This is a genomic window from Oleiagrimonas sp. C23AA, from assembly GCF_011759385.1.
Lineage (GTDB): Bacteria > Pseudomonadota > Gammaproteobacteria > Xanthomonadales > Rhodanobacteraceae > Oleiagrimonas.
Genome location: NZ_JAARLY010000003.1, coordinates 459,234 through 476,974 on the forward strand (window position 1 = coordinate 459,234; position 17,741 = coordinate 476,974).

General features: G+C 65.1%; 15 protein-coding genes and 1 tRNA gene. 11 read left to right on the plus strand and 5 right to left on the minus strand.

The genetic code is table 11. The features are described 5' to 3' along the window. Nucleotides 1-8 precede the first annotated feature (8 nt). Nucleotides 9-872, plus strand: a complete 864-nt coding sequence (locus HBF24_RS07660; RefSeq protein ID WP_167171257.1) for an HD domain-containing phosphohydrolase — start codon at nucleotides 9-11, stop codon at nucleotides 870-872. Here the strand turns inward: HBF24_RS07660 and aat are convergent. The 4 genes from aat to trxB are packed head-to-tail and all read right to left on the minus strand — an operon-like array spanning nucleotide 869 to nucleotide 5,025. Beyond that, nucleotides 869-1,597 (minus strand): leucyl/phenylalanyl-tRNA--protein transferase, encoded by a 729-nt coding sequence (aat, locus tag HBF24_RS07665; RefSeq protein WP_167171260.1) that lies wholly within the window; start codon nucleotides 1,595-1,597, stop codon nucleotides 869-871. The two genes, HBF24_RS07660 and aat, sit on opposite strands and share 4 nt — an antisense overlap. Next, nucleotides 1,594-2,748 (minus strand): GNAT family N-acetyltransferase, encoded by a 1,155-nt coding sequence (locus tag HBF24_RS07670; protein WP_167171263.1) that lies wholly within the window; start codon nucleotides 2,746-2,748, stop codon nucleotides 1,594-1,596. Before HBF24_RS07670 ends, aat begins: the two co-directional genes overlap by 4 nt. Beyond that, entirely contained in the window at nucleotides 2,745-4,013 is a 1,269-nt protein-coding gene (locus HBF24_RS07675; RefSeq protein WP_167171266.1) for a DUF2254 domain-containing protein, read from the minus strand. Before HBF24_RS07675 ends, HBF24_RS07670 begins: the two co-directional genes overlap by 4 nt. 16 nt (nucleotides 4,014-4,029) lie before the next feature. Next, nucleotides 4,030-5,025 (minus strand): thioredoxin-disulfide reductase, encoded by a 996-nt coding sequence (gene trxB, locus HBF24_RS07680; protein ID WP_167171268.1) that lies wholly within the window; start codon nucleotides 5,023-5,025, stop codon nucleotides 4,030-4,032. A 278-nt stretch (nucleotides 5,026-5,303) separates the two neighbouring features. Between trxB and ald the strand changes: the two genes are divergently transcribed. The 10 genes from ald (at nucleotide 5,304) to HBF24_RS07730 (ending at nucleotide 16,276) form a co-directional block, all read left to right on the plus strand. Continuing rightward, the gene (gene ald / locus HBF24_RS07685) at nucleotides 5,304-6,368 is read left to right on the plus strand and encodes an alanine dehydrogenase (RefSeq protein WP_167171271.1); all 1,065 of its coding nucleotides are present in this window, start codon (nucleotides 5,304-5,306) and stop codon (nucleotides 6,366-6,368) included. A gap of 208 nt (nucleotides 6,369-6,576) precedes the next feature. Beyond that, entirely contained in the window at nucleotides 6,577-8,907 is a 2,331-nt protein-coding gene (locus HBF24_RS07690) for a DNA translocase FtsK (protein WP_167171274.1), read from the plus strand. Nucleotides 8,908-8,910: 3 nt separating this feature from the next. After that, nucleotides 8,911-10,464 (plus strand): cryptochrome/photolyase family protein, encoded by a 1,554-nt coding sequence (locus HBF24_RS07695; protein WP_167171277.1) that lies wholly within the window; start codon nucleotides 8,911-8,913, stop codon nucleotides 10,462-10,464. A gap of 65 nt (nucleotides 10,465-10,529) precedes the next feature. Next, a complete protein-coding gene (lolA, locus tag HBF24_RS07700; RefSeq protein WP_167171279.1) occupies nucleotides 10,530-11,189 on the plus strand; it encodes an outer membrane lipoprotein chaperone LolA in 660 nt (219 codons plus the stop codon). Nucleotides 11,190-11,219: 30 nt separating this feature from the next. Then, nucleotides 11,220-11,885 carry a YoaK family protein gene (locus tag HBF24_RS07705; RefSeq protein WP_167171282.1) on the plus strand — a complete coding sequence of 222 codons (666 nt, stop codon included), beginning with the start codon at nucleotides 11,220-11,222 and terminating at the stop codon, nucleotides 11,883-11,885. Between the two features lie 21 nt (nucleotides 11,886-11,906). Continuing rightward, a complete protein-coding gene (locus HBF24_RS07710; protein ID WP_167171284.1) occupies nucleotides 11,907-13,253 on the plus strand; it encodes a replication-associated recombination protein A in 1,347 nt (448 codons plus the stop codon). Beyond that, nucleotides 13,250-14,458, plus strand: coding sequence for an MFS transporter (locus HBF24_RS07715; protein WP_167171287.1), 1,209 nt, complete (start codon nucleotides 13,250-13,252; stop codon nucleotides 14,456-14,458). The genes HBF24_RS07710 and HBF24_RS07715 overlap by 4 nt, the downstream gene beginning before the upstream one ends. Before the next feature lie 69 nt (nucleotides 14,459-14,527). Further along, the gene (serS, locus tag HBF24_RS07720) at nucleotides 14,528-15,811 is read left to right on the plus strand and encodes a serine--tRNA ligase (RefSeq protein ID WP_167171289.1); all 1,284 of its coding nucleotides are present in this window, start codon (nucleotides 14,528-14,530) and stop codon (nucleotides 15,809-15,811) included. Beyond that, nucleotides 15,808-16,161 carry a hypothetical protein gene (locus HBF24_RS07725; protein ID WP_167171292.1) on the plus strand — a complete coding sequence of 118 codons (354 nt, stop codon included), beginning with the start codon at nucleotides 15,808-15,810 and terminating at the stop codon, nucleotides 16,159-16,161. Before serS ends, HBF24_RS07725 begins: the two co-directional genes overlap by 4 nt. A gap of 25 nt (nucleotides 16,162-16,186) precedes the next feature. Beyond that, nucleotides 16,187-16,276 (plus strand) — tRNA-Ser (locus HBF24_RS07730). Between the two features lie 368 nt (nucleotides 16,277-16,644). Here the strand turns inward: HBF24_RS07730 and HBF24_RS07735 are convergent. Then, complete coding sequence (locus HBF24_RS07735) at nucleotides 16,645-17,385, minus strand: SDR family oxidoreductase (RefSeq protein WP_167171293.1); 741 nt, start codon at nucleotides 17,383-17,385, stop codon at nucleotides 16,645-16,647. Between the last annotated feature and the right edge of the window lie 356 nt (nucleotides 17,386-17,741).

Genomic DNA, 17,741 nt, shown 5'->3' on the forward strand with positions numbered 1-17,741 from the left:
TCCACATCATGAGCCTGAAACCGCATCACGGTGCGCCGCTGCTTTACATCGTGCTGGGACTGGCCTGGTTGTGGGCCAGCCCGCGCTTGCTTGCCGCCACGGTCATTGGCCAGCGCTGGGCTCCACTTGCGCGCACGGCAAGCGATGGCTTGCTGGTGCTGGCGTCGGCCGGCTTCGTCGCCGCACTCGTGTATGCGCATATCCGCCGTTTGGATCGTGCCAACCAGAAACTTTGTGCGGCCTACGAGCAAACGATGCTGGCACTGACGGGGGCGCTGGATGTTCGCCATCGCGAAACCGGAGATCACAGCCTGCGGGTGACGCGGGTAATGCTGGCGCTGGCGCGGTTCGATGGAATCCGCGACCCGGCCATGCTCAAACGCATTGAATACAGTGCGCTTTTGCACGATATCGGCAAGCTGATGTTGCCCGATTCAGTGTTGACCAAGGCCGGGCCGCTGGACGAGCGGGAGATGGCACTGGTGCGCCGGCATCCGATCGTGGCACGCGAGCTGTTGCAGAAAATCGACTTTCTCTGCCATTGCACCGACATCCCGCAGTACCACCACGAGCACTGGGACGGGACGGGTTACCCACAAGGCCTGGCTGGCGAGGATATTCCCTACCTGGCGCGATTGTTCGCGGTGGTCGACGTCTGGGACGCGCTGACCCACCCGCGAGTCTACAAGCGGGCATGGAGCGACGCGCAGGTGCGCCAGTACTTGTCCGAGCAGGCCGGCAAGCTGTTTGATCCGCACGCAGTGGCCTTGTTCCTGCGTCACTACGAGGCGTTGCGTGCGGCGGCCGATGCCCGTTCCCTGACCCCACGACTGCCGAGGTTGCCGCTGCATTCGGCGCTCGGTGGACTTTAGACCCGCTCGCGGACCTTGCCCAGCGCGCCGGGCGTCCACAGGCCGTCGGGTGTGGATTGCACACTCAGGCGTGCGACGTCGGCGAGAAAGCGCGTGCGGTCGATGTCGATGGCGCCCATCGAGGTCAGGTGCGGGTTGGTGACCTGTGCGTCCAGCCATGGACAGCCGGCCGCGTGAAGGCGCTGGCACAGCGCCACCAGCACGGTTTTGGAACCACCGCTGCGTGCCGAGAACATCGATTCGCCGCAGAACAGACGTCCGACGCCGACGCCGTACAGGCCGCCGACCAGGGTGTTGCCGTCCCAGGCTTCGATGCTGTGCGCGTGGCCGCATTGGTGCAGCTCCAGATAGGCCTGGCGCATCGCCGGCACGATCCAGGTGCCGTGCTGGCCTTCGCGTGGCGCGGCGCAGGCATCGAGTACCTGCTCGAAGGCGGTGTCGATACGCAGCTCCCAGTCGCAACGGCGAAGATGCCGACGCAGGCTGCGGCTGATGTGGATGGCGCCGGTGTCGAACACGCAACGCGGATCGGGCGACCACCACAGAATCGGCTCGTCTTCGCCAAACCATGGGAAGATGCCGTTGCCGTAGGCGGCCAGCAGGCGCGGCACGGAAAGGTCGCCGCCCAGCGCCAGCAGGCCATTGGGTGCGTCCATGGCCTGCGCGGGGTCGGGAAACACCGGCGCGGAGCCGGCGGAAAGATAGGGAATGGGCAGCACGTTCATCGTTGGGCGTAAGGGCTGTGCTGCATCAGTTCGGCGTAATGTTCATGCATGTATTGCGCTTCGTCGGTCAGCGCATGATCGACGGCCTCGCGAAATTCCGGGTGCGGCAGATAATGGCGCGAATGCGTGGCCACGGGAAGAAAGCCGCGCGCCATTTTGTGGCGTCCCTGCGCGCCCGGCTCGAAGCGAGCCAGGCCGCGCTCGATGCACAGCTCGATGCCGCGGTAGTAGCACAGCTCAAAATGCAGCGACGGCACCTCTTCGATGGCTCCCCAGTAGCGGCCATACAGCGTGTCGTTGCCCGTCAGCAGCAGTGCCATGGCGACGATGTCACCATCGCGCCGGGCCAGCGCCACCTGTACGCGATCGCCCATGTGATGCGCCAGATGGGCGAAAAAGTCGCGGCTCAACGCGGCGTGATTGCCTTTCTCGTCGAAGGTGTTGAGGTACAGCGCGTGGATGCGGTCCCACTCGGCCTCACTCAACGCATCGCCAGCGCAGGTGTCGCAGGCCAGGCCCGAGGCGGCCACATCGCGGCGCTCGTGGCGGATGTTCTTGCGCTTTTTGGCGTTGAGCGCGCCGAGGAAGGCGTCGAAGTCGGCATAGCCGCGGTTATGCCAGTGATACTGATAGTCGAACCGTGACAGCCAGTCGGCGCCGAAGGCATCGCGATCATCGACGCGGTCGATGAAGTTCACATGCGCCGAGGAAAGCCCCCTGCGCAAGGTTTCGGCCTGGATAGCGGTGACCAGCTCCCGCCGCAGCGCTTCAGCATCGTCCCCGTTACCCACCAGCAGGCGAGGGCCGGGCACGGGCGAGTAGGGCACGGCACAAAGGAGCTTGGGGTAATAGTTTCCGCCGGCGCGTTCCCAGGCATCGGCCCAGCCCCAGTCGAATACATATTCGCCGTGCGAGTTGCCTTTGAGATACAGCGGCGCTGCCGCCACCAGCGTGTCGCCGCGATAAAGCCCCAGGTGGTGTGGCTGCCAGCCCCATTCCGCACGAATGCAGCCGGTGCGTTCCAGGCCGCTGAGAAAGGCGTGGCTGACGAATGGGTTGGCATCGCCGCCAAGGCTATCCCAGGTGTCAGCATCGATGGCGTCCAGGCGCTTGTGAAAGCGCGCGGTAAGCGTGGTGTCGTCGCCGCTCATGCTGTTTCGTCGGCCCATTCGGCGATGGTGGCCAGTTGCCGCCGATCGTCCTCCAGCGGCAGCCGCGGCGCCGAGAGCTCAAGCGCGCGGCGCGCATGGCGTGCGGCCAGCGCGCGGTAGGGCGGATAACCCAAGCCGCCCAGCGTGGCCAGCGATTTGTGCAGCTTGATATCCACTTCCAGCAATGGTGCCGCGTCACGCGCCAGCGGCGCGAACACGTCATCGAAAAAGCCCGCTTCATCCGGCGCCTGCACGTACACGCGCTCATAGCGTGGCGCGTCGTCGTCCGTATTTTGAGCCGCTTGCATGCGCGCGCTGGCAAAGTTGCACAGCAGGCGCGTGACGGTGCCGAGAATGTCGATGGCGGTGCCCGGGTCATTCACTGCCGGCGACAGCGCGCGCTGGGCGATCTCGGTCAGCACGATCAGGCCAAAGCGCGGATCTTCCTGGAAGTTGCGTGTATCGCCGGTGACAAAGGCCTTGCGCAGACGCCGCGTCGTATCGTCGTCGAGGGGCACGGTCACTTTGGCCAGCACCTCGCCAGGTGCCATGAACGCGCCGGCTCGCACCTCGCACCAGATGCGCGCCTCATGTTCATCGGCCAGCGCCTGCAGGTCGGCCACATCAATGTAGGTGATGTAGCCGGTCTGGGTCGCGGTGATGGCCTGAGCACCAGCAGACGGCTCGGTGTATGGCATGGCCTGAAGGTGTGGTGCCTGCACCGCGCTCTGCATGGCCTGGCGCGTGACCTGCTCGACGCGGTCGATGGTTTCGGTGACCCGACCCAGCCGCGATAGCTGGTCGATCCAGCGCAGCAGGGTGACCACGATGATCACGATCATCACCACCGTGGCGGCGAACAGCACCACGCGGCCCGATTCCCCGTAGATGCCGCTGTTGAGTGCAATCAGCCCGACGATGGAAAACAGAAACGCGCCGATGAAGCTGGCCAGGGCGCGCTGTGCGGCGGCATCCTCGATCAGCAGTGTGGCGGCGCGTGGCGTGGCCCCGCTGCTGGCCGCGGTGTAGGCCGAGACCATGGTCGATAGTGAGAACGTGGTCACCGCCAGCATGCTGGAGGCCAGGATGTTGAGCAGGCTGCCCACCGCCGATGCACCGATGTGCGCGGCCATGCCGGTGGGCAACCAGGGGCGTGCGATGACACCGACCAGGGCGGCCACGGCCGCGCCGACGCCATAAAGCGCCGAGCGGAACCATAGCCGCCGACTGATCTGCGCCAGCAACAGGCGCCATTGCGCATTCATGGCTGCGCGGCCTGCCTCATGCCTTCTCGGTGGCCTCGGCCTGCGTTTCCACCGCTTCCACGCTGGCCTGGTCCAGCCAGCGCTCGGCGTCCAGCGCGGCCATGCAGCCAAAGCCGGCCGAGGTCACCGCCTGGCGATAGACCTGATCGGCCACGTCACCGGCGGCGAACACGCCCGGTACGCTGGTCATGGTGGCCAGGCCGTGCAGGCCGCTCTTGATGGTGATGTAGCCGTTCTTCATGTCCAGCTGGCCATCGAAAATACCGGTGTTGGGTGTGTGGCCGATGGCGACGAAGAAGCCGTGCACGTCGATATCGCGCGTGCTGCCATCCTGCGTGCTTTTCACGCGCACGCCGGTGACGCCCGAGTCATCGCCCAGCACCTCGTCGATGGTGTGGTTCCACACCATCTCCACCTTGCCGGCCTCTGCCTTCTCGAACAGCTTGTCCTGCATGATCTTTTCCGCGCGCAGGCTGTCGCGGCGATGCACTAGGTAGACCTTGTTGCAGATGTTGGCCAGGTACAGCGCCTCTTCCACGGCAGTGTTGCCGCCGCCGACCACCACCACATCACGGTCGCGGTAGAAGAAACCGTCGCAGGTGGCGCAGGCGGACACGCCCTTGCCCTTGTAGTGTTCTTCCGAGGGCAGGCCAAGGTATTTGGCGGTGGCGCCGGTGGTGATGATCAGCGCATCGCAGGTGTACTCGCCGCTGTCACCTTTCAGGTGGAACGGGCGCTTGGAAAGATCGGCCGAATGCACGTGGTCGAACACCATCTCGGTGTTGAAGCGTTCGGCGTGTTCGGCCATGCGCTGCATCAACTCCGGACCCTGCACGCCGTTCTGGTCGCCGGGCCAGTTGTCCACCTCGGTGGTGGTCATCAGCTGGCCACCCTGCTGCAGGCCGGTGACCATGGTCGGCGTGAGGTTGGCGCGGGCGGCGTAGACCGCGGCGGTGTAGCCGGCCGGGCCGGAGCCCAGGATCAGCAGACGGCTGTGCTTGGGGGTGCTCATGTATAATCCTTCAGGTTTATGCAGCTTGAATCGGCAAGGCTTGGCGCCGCGTTTTGCGGCGATGGGCCGGGGCCGCGCATCGGGCGCGCCGACATGTGGCGCAGCCTCGGGATTCACGGCCGGCTTCGAAGCCTTCACAATGGGGAGGTCCGGGGTCTGATTCAAGCACATGAGCACCCGGTTCGGCACGCCTGCCAGGCGCGCCGGCACGCCGACAGGCAGCATCAAGACTGCCATCGGTCCCTTTGTCCCCAAACGAACACGAGGTAGTTCCCTCCATGCGTATCGGCATTCCTACCGAAACCAAGACCCTGGAGGGCCGCGTGGCCCTGGTCCCGGCGGCCGCCGGCGATCTGGTCAAGCGTGGCCACGAGGTCTTCATCCAGTCCGGTGCCGGCAGCCTGAGTGGCTTCTCGGACGAGAACTACACCCAGGTGGGCGTCAAGGTGGTGGCCGATGCCGCAGCCCTGTACGAGGCCGGCGAGCTGATCGTGAAGGTGAAGGAGCCGATCGCCGGCGACCTCACGCACCTCAAGAAGCATCATCTGCTGTTCTGCTACCTGCACCTGGCCGCCGAGCCGGCGCTGACGCGCAGCCTGCTGGACATCGGCCTGACCGGCGTGGCCTTCGAGTCGGTGGACGAAGACGGCACGTTGCCGCTGCTGGCGCCGATGTCGATCATCGCCGGTCGCATCGCCACGCAGGTGGGCACCACGCTGCTGCACCGTCCGAACGGCGGCAAGGGCAAGCTGCTGGGCGGCCTGCCGTCCACCGAGCGTGGCAAGGTGGTGGTGCTGGGTGCCGGCGCTGCCGGTGGCGCCGCCGCGTGTCTGGCCGCGCAGGCCGGTGCCAACGTGGTGGTGTTCGACAAGCGTCAGGACCGCATGGCCGAAATGATGGCGCTGGGTCACAACGTCACCGCGCTGTACGCCTACGAGGCTGCCGTGGCCGAGCACGTGGCCGACGCCGACTTGGTGGTCGGTGCGGTGCTGATCCCCAGCGCCAAGGCGCCGCGCGTGGTCACCGAAGCCATGGTCAAGACCATGGAGAAGGGCAGCGTGCTGGTGGATATCTCCATCGATCAGGGCGGCTGCTTTGAAACCTCCAAGCCGACCACCTGGGCCGAGCCGACCTACGACGTGCACGGCGTGACGCATTTTGCCGTCACCAACATGCCGGGCGCGGTGCAGCAGACCTCCTCGCAGGCCATCTCCGCCGCGATCCTGCCGTACGTGCAGCGTCTGGCCGCTGGCGACAGCTGGCGCGATTACGCTCCGCTCAAGAGCGGCATCAACGTCGAGGCCGGTCAGATCGTGCATCCGGCGTTGGAAGGCGTGGTATAAAGTCCATCAAGTCATGGGCTTGGGCTGGAAACTTCCGGCCCGTTCTAAACAGAGGCCGCGACCCTTGTCGCGACTTCTGCGACCGACGCAGGTCATGATGCGGCGGGCGGAGCATGTGGCGATGTCCACGTTTCCGTCCGCCGTTGTCGTCACTGGGGCATCATCGGCATCACCCTTGAACGCGCAATACGAGGCTAGGTAAGCGAACGTGGCACGCAGCGGAACCGGCAAGAGCACACCCTCCAAGGACAGCGGCCTCAGCGACGAGCTGAAGCGGCGCCTGCGCGAAGCCGGCGTGTTGCTGCTGGTACCGGTGGCGGTGTACCTGCTGGTATGCCTGTTCAGCTACAGCGAGCAAGATCCGAGCTGGTCGCACGTGGCGCAAAACGTGCACGTGCACAACTGGGGCGGCACGGTCGGTGCCTGGCTGGCCGACCTGATGCGCTACCTGTTCGGCATCGTCGCCTATGCCTTCCCCTTGCTGCTGGTGGTGATCGGCGTGCGTGTGCTGCGCCGCGAGCCGGTGTTGCATGCGCCCACACCGTGGGAGCCGGCGCTGCGCCTGACTGGCTTCGTGCTGTTTTTCCTTACCGCGCCAGGGTTGGCGTGGTTGAGCTTTCACGCCATCCGCGTGCCGCCGGAAGGCGCCGGCGGTGTGCTTGGCCGCGCCATCGGCAACGGCGTGCTGCATGCCTTTGGCGATCGCGGCGCGCCGCTGCTGTTGCTGGCGTTGTTTCTTATCGCGGTGACGCTGGCGACGGGGCTTTCCTGGTTCTGGCTGATGGACTGGACCGGTCGTCAGTCGCTGGCCGTGGCCAACTGGCTGGGCGGCAAACTCAAGCAGGCGCCGGAACGGCGCAAGGTGCGCGCCGCACGTGCCGAACGCACCGTGGTCAAGCGCACCGATGCGGCCAAGCAGGCCAAGCGCGAGCCGATCCGCATCGAGCAACTGCCGGTCAAGGTGGAAAAAAGCGACCGCGCCACGCGCGAAACGCAGATTCCGCTGTTCACCGGCGCGGCCAGCGAGGGCGAGTTGCCGCCGCTGTCGCTGCTGGATGAGGCACCGCCGCAAGGCCCGGGTTACTCGGACGAGACGCTGGAAGTGCTCTCGCGCCAGGTCGAGCTGAAGCTGAAAGACTTCAAGATCGAGGCCAAGGTCGTCGGCGTGTACCCGGGCCCGGTGATCACCCGTTTCGAGATGGAACCGGCGCCGGGTGTGCGTGGCAGCCAGGTCTCCAATCTGGACAAGGACATTGCGCGCGGGCTGTCGGTGGTCAGCGTGCGCGTGGTCGACGTGATTCCCGGCAAGAACGTCATCGGCCTGGAAATTCCCAATTCCAAGCGCGAAATCGTGTATCTGTCCGAGATTCTGCGCTCCAAGCAGTACGACACCGCCAAGGGCCCGCTGTCGCTGGCGTTGGGCAAGGACATTGGCGGCAATCCGGTCACGGTGGACCTAGCCAAGATGCCGCATCTGCTGGTGGCCGGCACCACCGGTTCAGGTAAGTCGGTGGCGGTCAACGCCATGGTGCTGAGCCTGCTTTACAAGGCCAACGCCAAGGACGTGCGCCTGATCATGATCGACCCGAAGATGCTGGAGCTTTCGGTCTACGAGGGCATTCCGCATCTGCTGGCGCCGGTGGTCACCGACATGAAGGAGGCCGCCAACGCCTTGCGCTGGTGCGTGGCCGAAATGGAACGCCGCTACAAGCTGATGGCGGCCGTCGGCGTACGTAACCTGGCCGGCTTCAACAAGAAAGTGCGCGAGGCCGACCATGCCGGTCAGCCGCTGCTCGATCCGCTGTTCGTGCCCAACCCCGAGATGCCGCAGGTCACCGCCGATCCGCTGGAGCCGTTGCCGCATATCGTGGTGATCATCGACGAATTTGCCGACATGATGATGATCGTCGGCAAGAAGGTGGAAGAGCTGATCGCGCGCCTGGCGCAAAAGGCGCGTGCCGCCGGCATTCACCTGATTCTGGCCACGCAGCGCCCGTCGGTGGATGTGATCACCGGCCTGATCAAGGCCAATATCCCCACGCGCATCGCCTTCCAGGTCAGCTCCAAGATCGACTCGCGCACCATTCTGGATCAGTCCGGCGCCGAAACCCTGCTCGGTCACGGCGACATGTTGTACTTGCCGCCCGGCACGGCTACGCCTGAACGCGTGCACGGCGCCTTCGTCGATGACCACGAAGTGCACAATGTGGTCGAGTGGCTCAAGACCCAGGGCGAGCCGGACTACATCGAAGGCGTGCTGGAAGAAGTGCAGACGCTGGGCGATGGCAAGATCATCAACGAATCGGGCATTCCGCAGGACGCCGACGACGGCGATGGCGGCGACAACGCGCTGTACGACAAGGCCGTGGCCATCGTCACGCAAACGCGCCGTGCCTCGATCTCCGGCGTGCAGCGTCATCTTCGCATCGGCTACAACCGCGCCGCGCGCCTGATCGAGCAGATGGAGTCCGATGGCGTGGTCAGTGGTCCGCAGCACAACGGCACCCGCGAGGTGCTGGCGCCGCCGCCGCCCAAATAAGCGATGAGCGACTCGCGCCTGCGCAACCTGGTGGTGGTGCTGGGCGACCAGCTTGATGCGCACTCCAGCGCGTTCGAAGATTTCGATGCGTCGCGCGACGCGGTGTGGATGGCCGAAGCACTGGGCGAGGCCACCCACGTCTGGAGCCACAAGGCGCGTATTGCGCTGTTCTTCGCGGCCATGCGCCATTTTCGTGAGCATCTGCGCCAGCGGGGCGTGCGTGTGCATTACCGCCAGCTGGACCGTCGCGCCCACGATCAGCTGATCGATGCGCTGCGCACCGATCTCAAGCAGCTGCGCCCGGAAAAGCTGATTCTGGTCGAGCCGGGCGAATGGCGCCTGCGCGAAGCCTTCCGCGAACTGGATGCCGACGATGACACGCCGCCGGTGGCCTTGCGCGAGGATCGTCACTTTCTCTGCTCGCACGATGACTTTGCCGACTGGATGCGCGGGCGCCGCCAGCCACGCATGGAGCATTTCTATCGCTGGATGCGCCAGCGCCACGATGTGCTGATGGAGGCGCGCCAGCCGCGCGGCGGGCGCTGGAATTTCGATACCGACAATCGCGAGAGTTTCGCCAGCGACGGCCCACCTGCCGATATGCCAGGGCATCAGCGCTTCCAGCCCGACGCGTTGACACGCGAAGTGATCGCACAGGTCAACGAACAGTTTGCCGATCATCCGGGCACGCTGGAGCATTTCGATTGGCCGCTGACACGCGTGCAGGCACAACATGCGCTGGACGACTTCATCACCCATCGACTACCGCAGTTCGGCCGCTGGCAGGACGCGATGTGGCAGGGCGCGGACGTGGGTCATCATGCGCTTTATCACGCCCGCCTTTCGGCGGCGATGAACCTGAAGTTGCTGCATCCCGATGAAGTGATTTCGGCCGCCTGCCAAGCGCTGGATGATGGCCACGCGCCCTTGGCCGCGGTGGAAGGCTTCGTCCGCCAGGTGCTGGGCTGGCGCGAGTATGTGCGTGGCCTTTACTGGCAGCGCATGCCGGGGTTTGCCGACAACAATGCGCTGCAGGCCCACGCGCGCCTGCCGGATTTCTACTGGACCGGCGACACCGACATGAACTGCCTGCGCCAGACGCTTGGCGACACGCTGGCGCATGGGTACGCCCATCACATCCAGCGCCTGATGGTGACCGGGCTTTACGCCTTGCTGCTGGGCGTGGAGCCGGTGCAGATCCACGCCTGGTATCTGGCCATTTATGTCGATGCGGTCGAATGGGTGGAGTTGCCCAACGTGATCGGCATGTCGCAGTGGGCCGATGGCGGCGTGATGGCGTCCAAGCCGTATATCGCCACCGGCAAATACATCGACCGCATGAGCAATTACTGCCGTGGCTGCCGCTTCAGGCCAGCGGCCACCACCGGCCCGCGTGCCTGTCCGGTGACCGTGCTTTACTGGGATTTTCTGGCCCGGCATCGACAACGCTTTGCCGGTCATCCGCGTTTGGGTTTGCAGGTGCGCAATCTGGAGCGACGCGATGCGCAGGAGCTGGCGGCCATGCGTCGTCAGGCCGACGCGCTTCGCGAACGTTGAACGCGTACCATGGTCAGTTAAGCGTGGCGCGGTTAGGCTGCGCGCGATCTTTACGGGATACCTTCATGCTTCGATCCATCGCCATTGCCGCTTTCGCCCTGATGCTGGCCGTGCCGGCAGCGCAGGCCGCGCAGAACGCGCGCCAGCAGCTGGATGCTTTCGCGCACAACCTGCACGCCATCAAGGGCGATTTCAGCCAGACGCTGACCAATGCCAACGGCCAATCGGGCAAGCCCAGCACCGGCACGCTGGCGCTGGAGGCGCCGCGTGAGTTCCGCTGGGAGGTCAATGCGCCGTACAAGCAGCTGATCGTGGCCGACGGTGGCCACGTATGGATGTACGACCCGGATCTGGAGCAGGTCACCGTGCGTCGCCAGAGTGCCGCCGAGGCACACAGTCCGCTGACGGTGCTGACCGACCTCTCGCAGCTCGATCACGAGTTCACGGTGGCCAATCTGGGTGACAAGGACGGCTTGGCCTGGCTGCGCCTGAAGCCCACCGATGACAACCCGCAGTTTGAATATGCCGACCTTGGCTTTGCCGAGGGTCAGCTGCGCGAAATGCGTTTCCGCGATCAGCTGGGCAATACCTCGCGTATCCAGTTCTCGCATTGGCAGCGCAACGTCTCGCTGCCGGCCAAGCTGTTCAACTTCACCCCGCCCAAGGGCGCCGATGTGGTGGGCGATACCGGTGATGTGCCCGAAGTGCATCCGCTGGGCCAGTAACGCCACGCGCTTGATGACAGGGGTTCACGGATGATCCGCAAATTGCCGCGCTGGGTCTGGTTTGGTGGCGGCGTGCTGGCGCTGATGGCCGGCACCATCAACGCGGTGGGCTATCTCAGCTTCGACCATCAGGCGGTCACCCACATGACCGGCACCACCACGCTGGTCGGCATCGCGCTGGCCGGTCACGCCTGGCATCAGCTGCTACATTTTGGTGCGGTGCTGGTGGCGTTTTTTCTTGGCGCCAGTTTCAGCGGCCTGCTGATTCGCGACAGTGCGCTGGAGCTGGGGCACCGCTACGGACTGGCCTTGCTGATCGAGGCGCTGCTGCTGTTTGTGGCGGTGCCGCTGATTCACCAGCACCACGACCTGGGGCTATGGCTGGCAGCGGCAGCCTGCGGCTTGCAGAACGCCATGGTCAGCACCTACAGCGGCGCGGTGGTGCGTACCACGCATGTGTCGGGCATCGTCACCGACCTTGGCATCCTGTTTGGCCAGCGCCTGCGCGGCAAATCCGTGGATCGTCGCCGCTCGGTGCTTTATCTGGTGCTGTTTGGCGGCTTCCTGCTGGGCGGTATCGCCGGTGCCCTGGCGTTCCCGTTCTGGCGTGAGCGCACCCTGCTGGCACCGGCGGCCATCGCCGTGCTGGTGGCCGCTGGCTATATGGCCTATCTGGCGCGTCGCCGCCGTGCTTGACCGCTCGACTACACTTTCGCCATGCCCGATCTTTTTGCCGAACCCGAAGCCCTGAAGCCGCTGGCCGAGCGCATGCGTCCGCAATCGCTGGACGAAGTGGTCGGGCAACAGCGCGTGGTGGGCGAGGGCAAGCCGCTGCGCCGCGCGCTGGAAGCCGGGCGCGTGCATTCCATGGTGCTGTGGGGGCCGCCCGGTTGCGGCAAGACCACGCTGGCGCTGCTGGTGGCCAAGTACGCCGACGCGCAGTTCAAGGCGGTGTCCGCCGTGCTTTCGGGGCTGGCCGATGTGCGCAAGGCGCTGGCCGAGGCCGAAGGCAACTTCGCGCAAGGGCGGCGCACCGTGTTGTTCGTGGACGAGGTGCACCGCTTCAACAAGGCGCAGCAGGATGCCTTCCTGCCGCATATCGAAAAAGGCGTCATCCTGTTTGTCGGCGCCACCACCGAGAACCCGTCGTTCGAGCTCAACTCGGCCTTGCTCTCGCGCTGCCGCGTGCATGTGCTGGAGGCAGTGGAGCAGGGCGATATCGTCCAGGCGCTCAAGCGCGCGCTGGCCGATACCGAGCGCGGCCTTGGCGAGCTGCAACTGGCGGTCGACGACGAAGCGCTGGGCATGATCGCCCAGGCCGCCGATGGCGATGTGCGCCGTGCGCTCACCTTGCTGGAAATTGCCGCCGAGCTTGCCGACGATAGCGTATCCGGTCCCCGCCGGATCGACGAAACCACGCTGACCCAGGTGCTGGCCGACCGCACGCGCCGGTTCGACAAGGGCGGCGAGCAGTTCTACGATCAGATCTCGGCGCTGCACAAATCGGTGCGCAGTTCCGATCCGGACGCCGCCGTGTACTGGCTGACGCGCATGCTCGATGGCGGCTGCGATCGCGCCTATCTGGCCCGACGCATGACGCGCATGGCGGTGGAAGATGTCGGCCTGGCCGATCCGCGCGCCTGGCGCATGGCGCTGGATGCCTGGGACACCTACGAGCGCCTGGGCAGCCCCGAGGGCGAGCTGGGGCTGGCACAACTGGCCATCTATCTGGCCATGGCGCCCAAGAGCAATGCCGCCTACAAGGCCTATAACCAGGCGCGCGCCGTGATCGGACAGACCGGCACGCTGGAGGTCCCGCTGCATCTTCGCAATGCGCCCACCAAGCTGATGAAGGGCTTGGGTTACGGCAAGGACTACCAGTACGACCACGATGCCGAGGGCGGCGTGGCGCTGGATCAGCAATGCCTGCCCGACGCGCTGGGCGACACCACGTTCTACCAGCCGGTCGAGCGTGGCCTGGAGCTGAAACTGGGCGAGAAGCTCAGCGCGTTGCGCGCCGCGCGCCGGCAGGCCCGGCGCAAGCCCGGGAGCGACGAGAAATGACGGTCGGCCCCTCGGCCTCGAAGGGCTTTCGCGCGGCCCTTCGCGCCTTGCCGGCCACGGTGTGGCTGCTGGGGGCGGTCAGCTTTTTCAATGACGCCGCCAGCGACATGATCTATCCGCTGGTGCCGCTGTATCTGACTTCAGTGCTGATGGCCGGCCCGCGTGTGCTGGGACTGATCGAAGGTATTGCCGAGGCGCTCAGCAGCCTGCTCAAGTTGATCGCCGGCGTACTGGCTGACCGCAGCCGAAAGTTGCGCCCCTGGATCATTGGTGGCTATGGCGTGGCCGGTGCAGCGCGTCCCTTGATCGGTCTGGTGGCCAGTTGGGTGGGTGTGCTTGGTTGCCGGGTCGCCGATCGTCTGGGCAAGGGGCTGCGTAGTGCGCCGCGTGATGCCATGCTTGGACTGAGCGTGGATCCGGCCCGGCGGGGCCTGGCGTTTGGCCTGCATCGGGCCATGGACAACGCCGGCGCGGTGGTCGGGCCATTGGCCGCCGCGGCCTTGCTGGCCGCCGGCTTGCCGCTGCGTCATGTGTTCTTTTTCGCCGCGGTGCCTGCGGTCATTGTGCTGGTATTGGCGTGGAAGGTGCGCGAGCCGGCGGCCAAGCAGGTTCAGATGGTGCCACCGCGGCGTAGCTGGTCGATCACGGCGCTGCCCCCGGCGCTGCGTCGCTATCTGTTGGCGCTGGCGCTGTTCACGCTGGGCAATTCATCGAACATGTTCCTGCTGCTGCGTGCGCAGCAACTGGGTGCCGGTGCCGAGCGCATCGCCTTGATGTGGGCGCTGTTTTCCGGGGTGGCCGCGCTTGCATCCACGCCGCTGTCAGCGCTTTCGGACCGGTTCGGGCGTATTCGTGTGCTGACCCTGGCCTGGGCGGCCTACGCGCTCACCTACGCCGTGATCGGTGTATTGCCGCAGTCGCAGATGGCGCTGTGGCTCAGTTTCGCCGGCTACGGCCTGGTCACCGCAGCCCTGGAAGGCACGGAAAAGGCCTTGGTCGCCGACCTTGTGCCGGCGGGGCAGGCCGGCACCGGCTTTGGCTGGTACAACCTGGTGGTGGGCTTGTTCCTGCTTCCGGCATCACTGCTGTTCGGATGGCTGTGGCAGGCACTGGCGCCTTGGGCCGCCTTTGCCTTCGGCGCCGGGTGTTCGGGAGTGGCCGCCTTGCTGCTTGGATGGTGGGTGCCGCGCGCCCGGCACACGTAAGGTTTGCGCCCTTTGACTGCCTGCACCGATAATCAGCGGCCAACAACGTTGAACGTGTAAGGACTTCCCATGCTAGACCCGGTGCTGCTGCGCGCCCATCTTGCCGATACGGCCGAGCGTCTGAAGACGCGCGGCTTCGATCTGGACACCGCCGCCATCGAGACGCTGGAGTCCGAGCGCAAGCAGCTGCAGAAGCAGACCCAGGAGCTGCAGAACCTGCGCAACACGCGTTCCAAGGCCATCGGCCAGGCCAAGGCCAAGGGCGAGGACATTGCACCGCTGCTGGCGGAAGTGTCAGGTTTGGGCGACCAGCTCAAGGCCAACGAGCACCGCCTGTCCGAAGTGCAGGCCCAATTGCAGGCCATCGCGCTGGGTGTGCCCAACCTGCCGCACGAGAGCGTGCCGCAGGGCAAGGACGAGGCCGACAACGTGGAAGTGGCACGTTGGGGCGAGCCGCGTGCGTTCGATTTCCAGGTCAAGGATCACGTCGAGCTTGGCGAGCGCGATGGTTGGCTGGATGGCGAGGCCGGTGCCAAGCTCTCCGGTGCGCGCTTCACCGTCATGCGCGGTCAGCTGGCGCGCCTGCATCGTGCGCTGGCCCAGTTCATGCTGGATACCCAGACCGGTGAGCACGGTTACCTGGAATGCAATGTGCCGGTGATCGTCAATCCGGAAAGCATGCAGGGCACCAGCCAACTGCCCAAGTTCGAGGAAGACCTTTTCGCCACCCATGTGGGCGAAGCCAAGCGTTACCTCATCCCCACCGCCGAAGTGCCGCTGACCAACCTGGTGCGCGACAGCATCGTCGATGCCGACCAGCTGCCGCTGCGCATGACCGCGCACACCCTGTGCTTCCGTGCCGAAGCCGGCAGCTATGGCCGCGACGTGCGCGGCATGATCCGCCAGCATCAGTTCGAGAAGATCGAGATGGTGCAGGTCGCCCATCCGGAGCATTCGTTCGCACAGCTGGATGAAATGGTCGGCCACGCCGAGGCCATCTTGCAGAAGCTGGGCCTGCCGTATCGCAAGATGGTGCTGTGCACCGGCGACATGGGCTTTGGTGCGACCAAGACCTTCGATCTGGAAGTGTGGCTGCCCAGCCAGCAGACCTATCGTGAAATCTCCAGCTGCTCCAACTTTGGCGATTTCCAGGCCCGTCGCATGCAGGCGCGCTGGCGCAACCCGGAAACCGGCAAGCCCGAGCTGGTGCACACGCTCAACGGTTCCGGTCTGGCCGTGGGCCGCTGCCTGATCGCCGTGATGGAGAACTACCAGAACGCTGATGGTTCCATCACCGTGCCCGAGGCGCTGCGCGGCCACATGGGCGGGCTGGAGCGCATCGGCCAAGGGTGAACGGGCGGCTTCGCGAAACCTGGCGCTGGCAGCGCGGCCTGGACGCCGCGCGCTGGGTGCTGATCGTCGTCAACGTGCTGTTCCTGGCCTGGCCACTGTCCAGTGCCGGGATCGGCGTGCAAGTCGGCTACCTGGCCGGGCTGGGCGCCTTGCTCATCCTGTTGCGCCGCCTGCGCCCCCACATGCGCGCGCAGGTGGCCTTGTTGGCACTTTTATTCATCTACCCAGTAGTCATTCTTGCCGCATTGCGGCATGATGCTGGCCTGCTGGTGTTCGCGGCCGGCCTGATCGCCCCGGTACTCATCGCCGTGGCCCTGGCCATGCTAGCTGCACGCCACCCGCCGCCCTGACGCGGCCGACAATGCAAGCACTCCCGGAGAGATGGCCGAGCGGTTGAAGGCACCGGTCTTGAAAACCGGCAATGGGTCAAACCATTCGTGGGTTCGAATCCCACTCTCTCCGCCAGATACATCAAGGCCCTGATTTTTCAGGGCTTTTTTGTGTCCTGAAGAATGCCGCTTGGTCATGTCGGTTGGTCAAATCGACATGCGTTTGGCACACGCATCTACTGCGTCATGCTTCAGGTGTGTTCCACTTCAGCCTGATTGTCCCTGGCGATCTTCAGCCGCTGCTGGGTGGCGCGTCATCAAAAAGTCTCTGGGCACCCGTGACCGGTGTTAGCGCTGGTGGGCCTACGCTTTGGGCGCATTATGCTCAACACTTCGCCGCGGCGCGGAGCAGGGGGAGCACGATGGCCAAGCAACGGGTTCTACCCCCTCTCCACGCACGATTGTGAAGCGGGGGAGAGCCTCAGATCCCGCTTTGCCTGTTGGTTACCAGGCGTGTCGGTGCTGGGTGGCGTGGCCGTCATGGAAAAAGCCACCGGTGGGAGCAAGCGGGTTGGCCTTGGCCAGCTCCACGACGATTTTGGCGGCGTCTTCCACCGAGCGGTAGCCGTTGTGTCCATTGAGATCGGTCGCGGTGTACCCCGGGTTGATGGCATTGACCTTGATGCCCTCGGGCATCAATTCCTTGGCCAGCTTGACGGTCAGCATGTTCAGGGCGCTCTTTGATGCGCTGTAGCCGGGATACCCGACATCCCAGAACAAACCGGCCGGATCGCTGGTTTCCGCGATCGACCCAAGCGAGCTACTGACCATGACGATGCGTGATCCCTTGACCTTGCGCAGCAGCGGCAGAAAAGCCTGGGTCATCCGCATGGCGCCAAAGGTATTGACCTCGAACATGGCGCGCATGTCGTCCACGGGCTCTTCGCTGGCACGCATAGCGCTGCCGATACTGATGCCGGCATTGTTGATCAGAACGTCCAGCGCGCCGGCCTCCTGCTGAAAACTCGCTCTGGCTGCCTCCACGCTACCGGCATTGGTGACATCCAGCACAAGCGATTGTGCGTCCAGTCCCTCCTTGCGCAGAGCAGCAGCCGCGGCCGCACCGCGTTGGGCATCGCGGCAACCGAGCCAAACCGCGTAGCCCAGTACACCCAACTGACGCGCGACGGCCAGACCGATGCCTTTGTTGGCGCCGGTGATCAACGCGACTTCTTTATCGGACATGTGGACCTCGTCGTTGTGGTAACCAATGTGGTTACTATCCGTCGTTGGCGTGGGTGCTGCCTTCCTTGCAGACCCAAATGCTTGCCTGATCCTTCCATCCTCGCTGTTTCATCCAAGATGAATGCGTCGCTTCAGACTGGGCCCGGGCATCTGGCGCCAAGTGGCTAACGTGGCGTCCACTCGATGGCTGTTTGCCTAGCCCGGCAGCTGTTGCACGCCCGGTGCCGGATGGCTGCTTGGCTGCGCGCTCGGCGGAAGCCACGTGCGCAGTTCGTGCCAAGGCACATGGCTGGCGCGGCTATACTGGTGTCCGATAGGCCGTCAGCGCCCGGATCGTTCCGCGCCAGCGAGGTTTC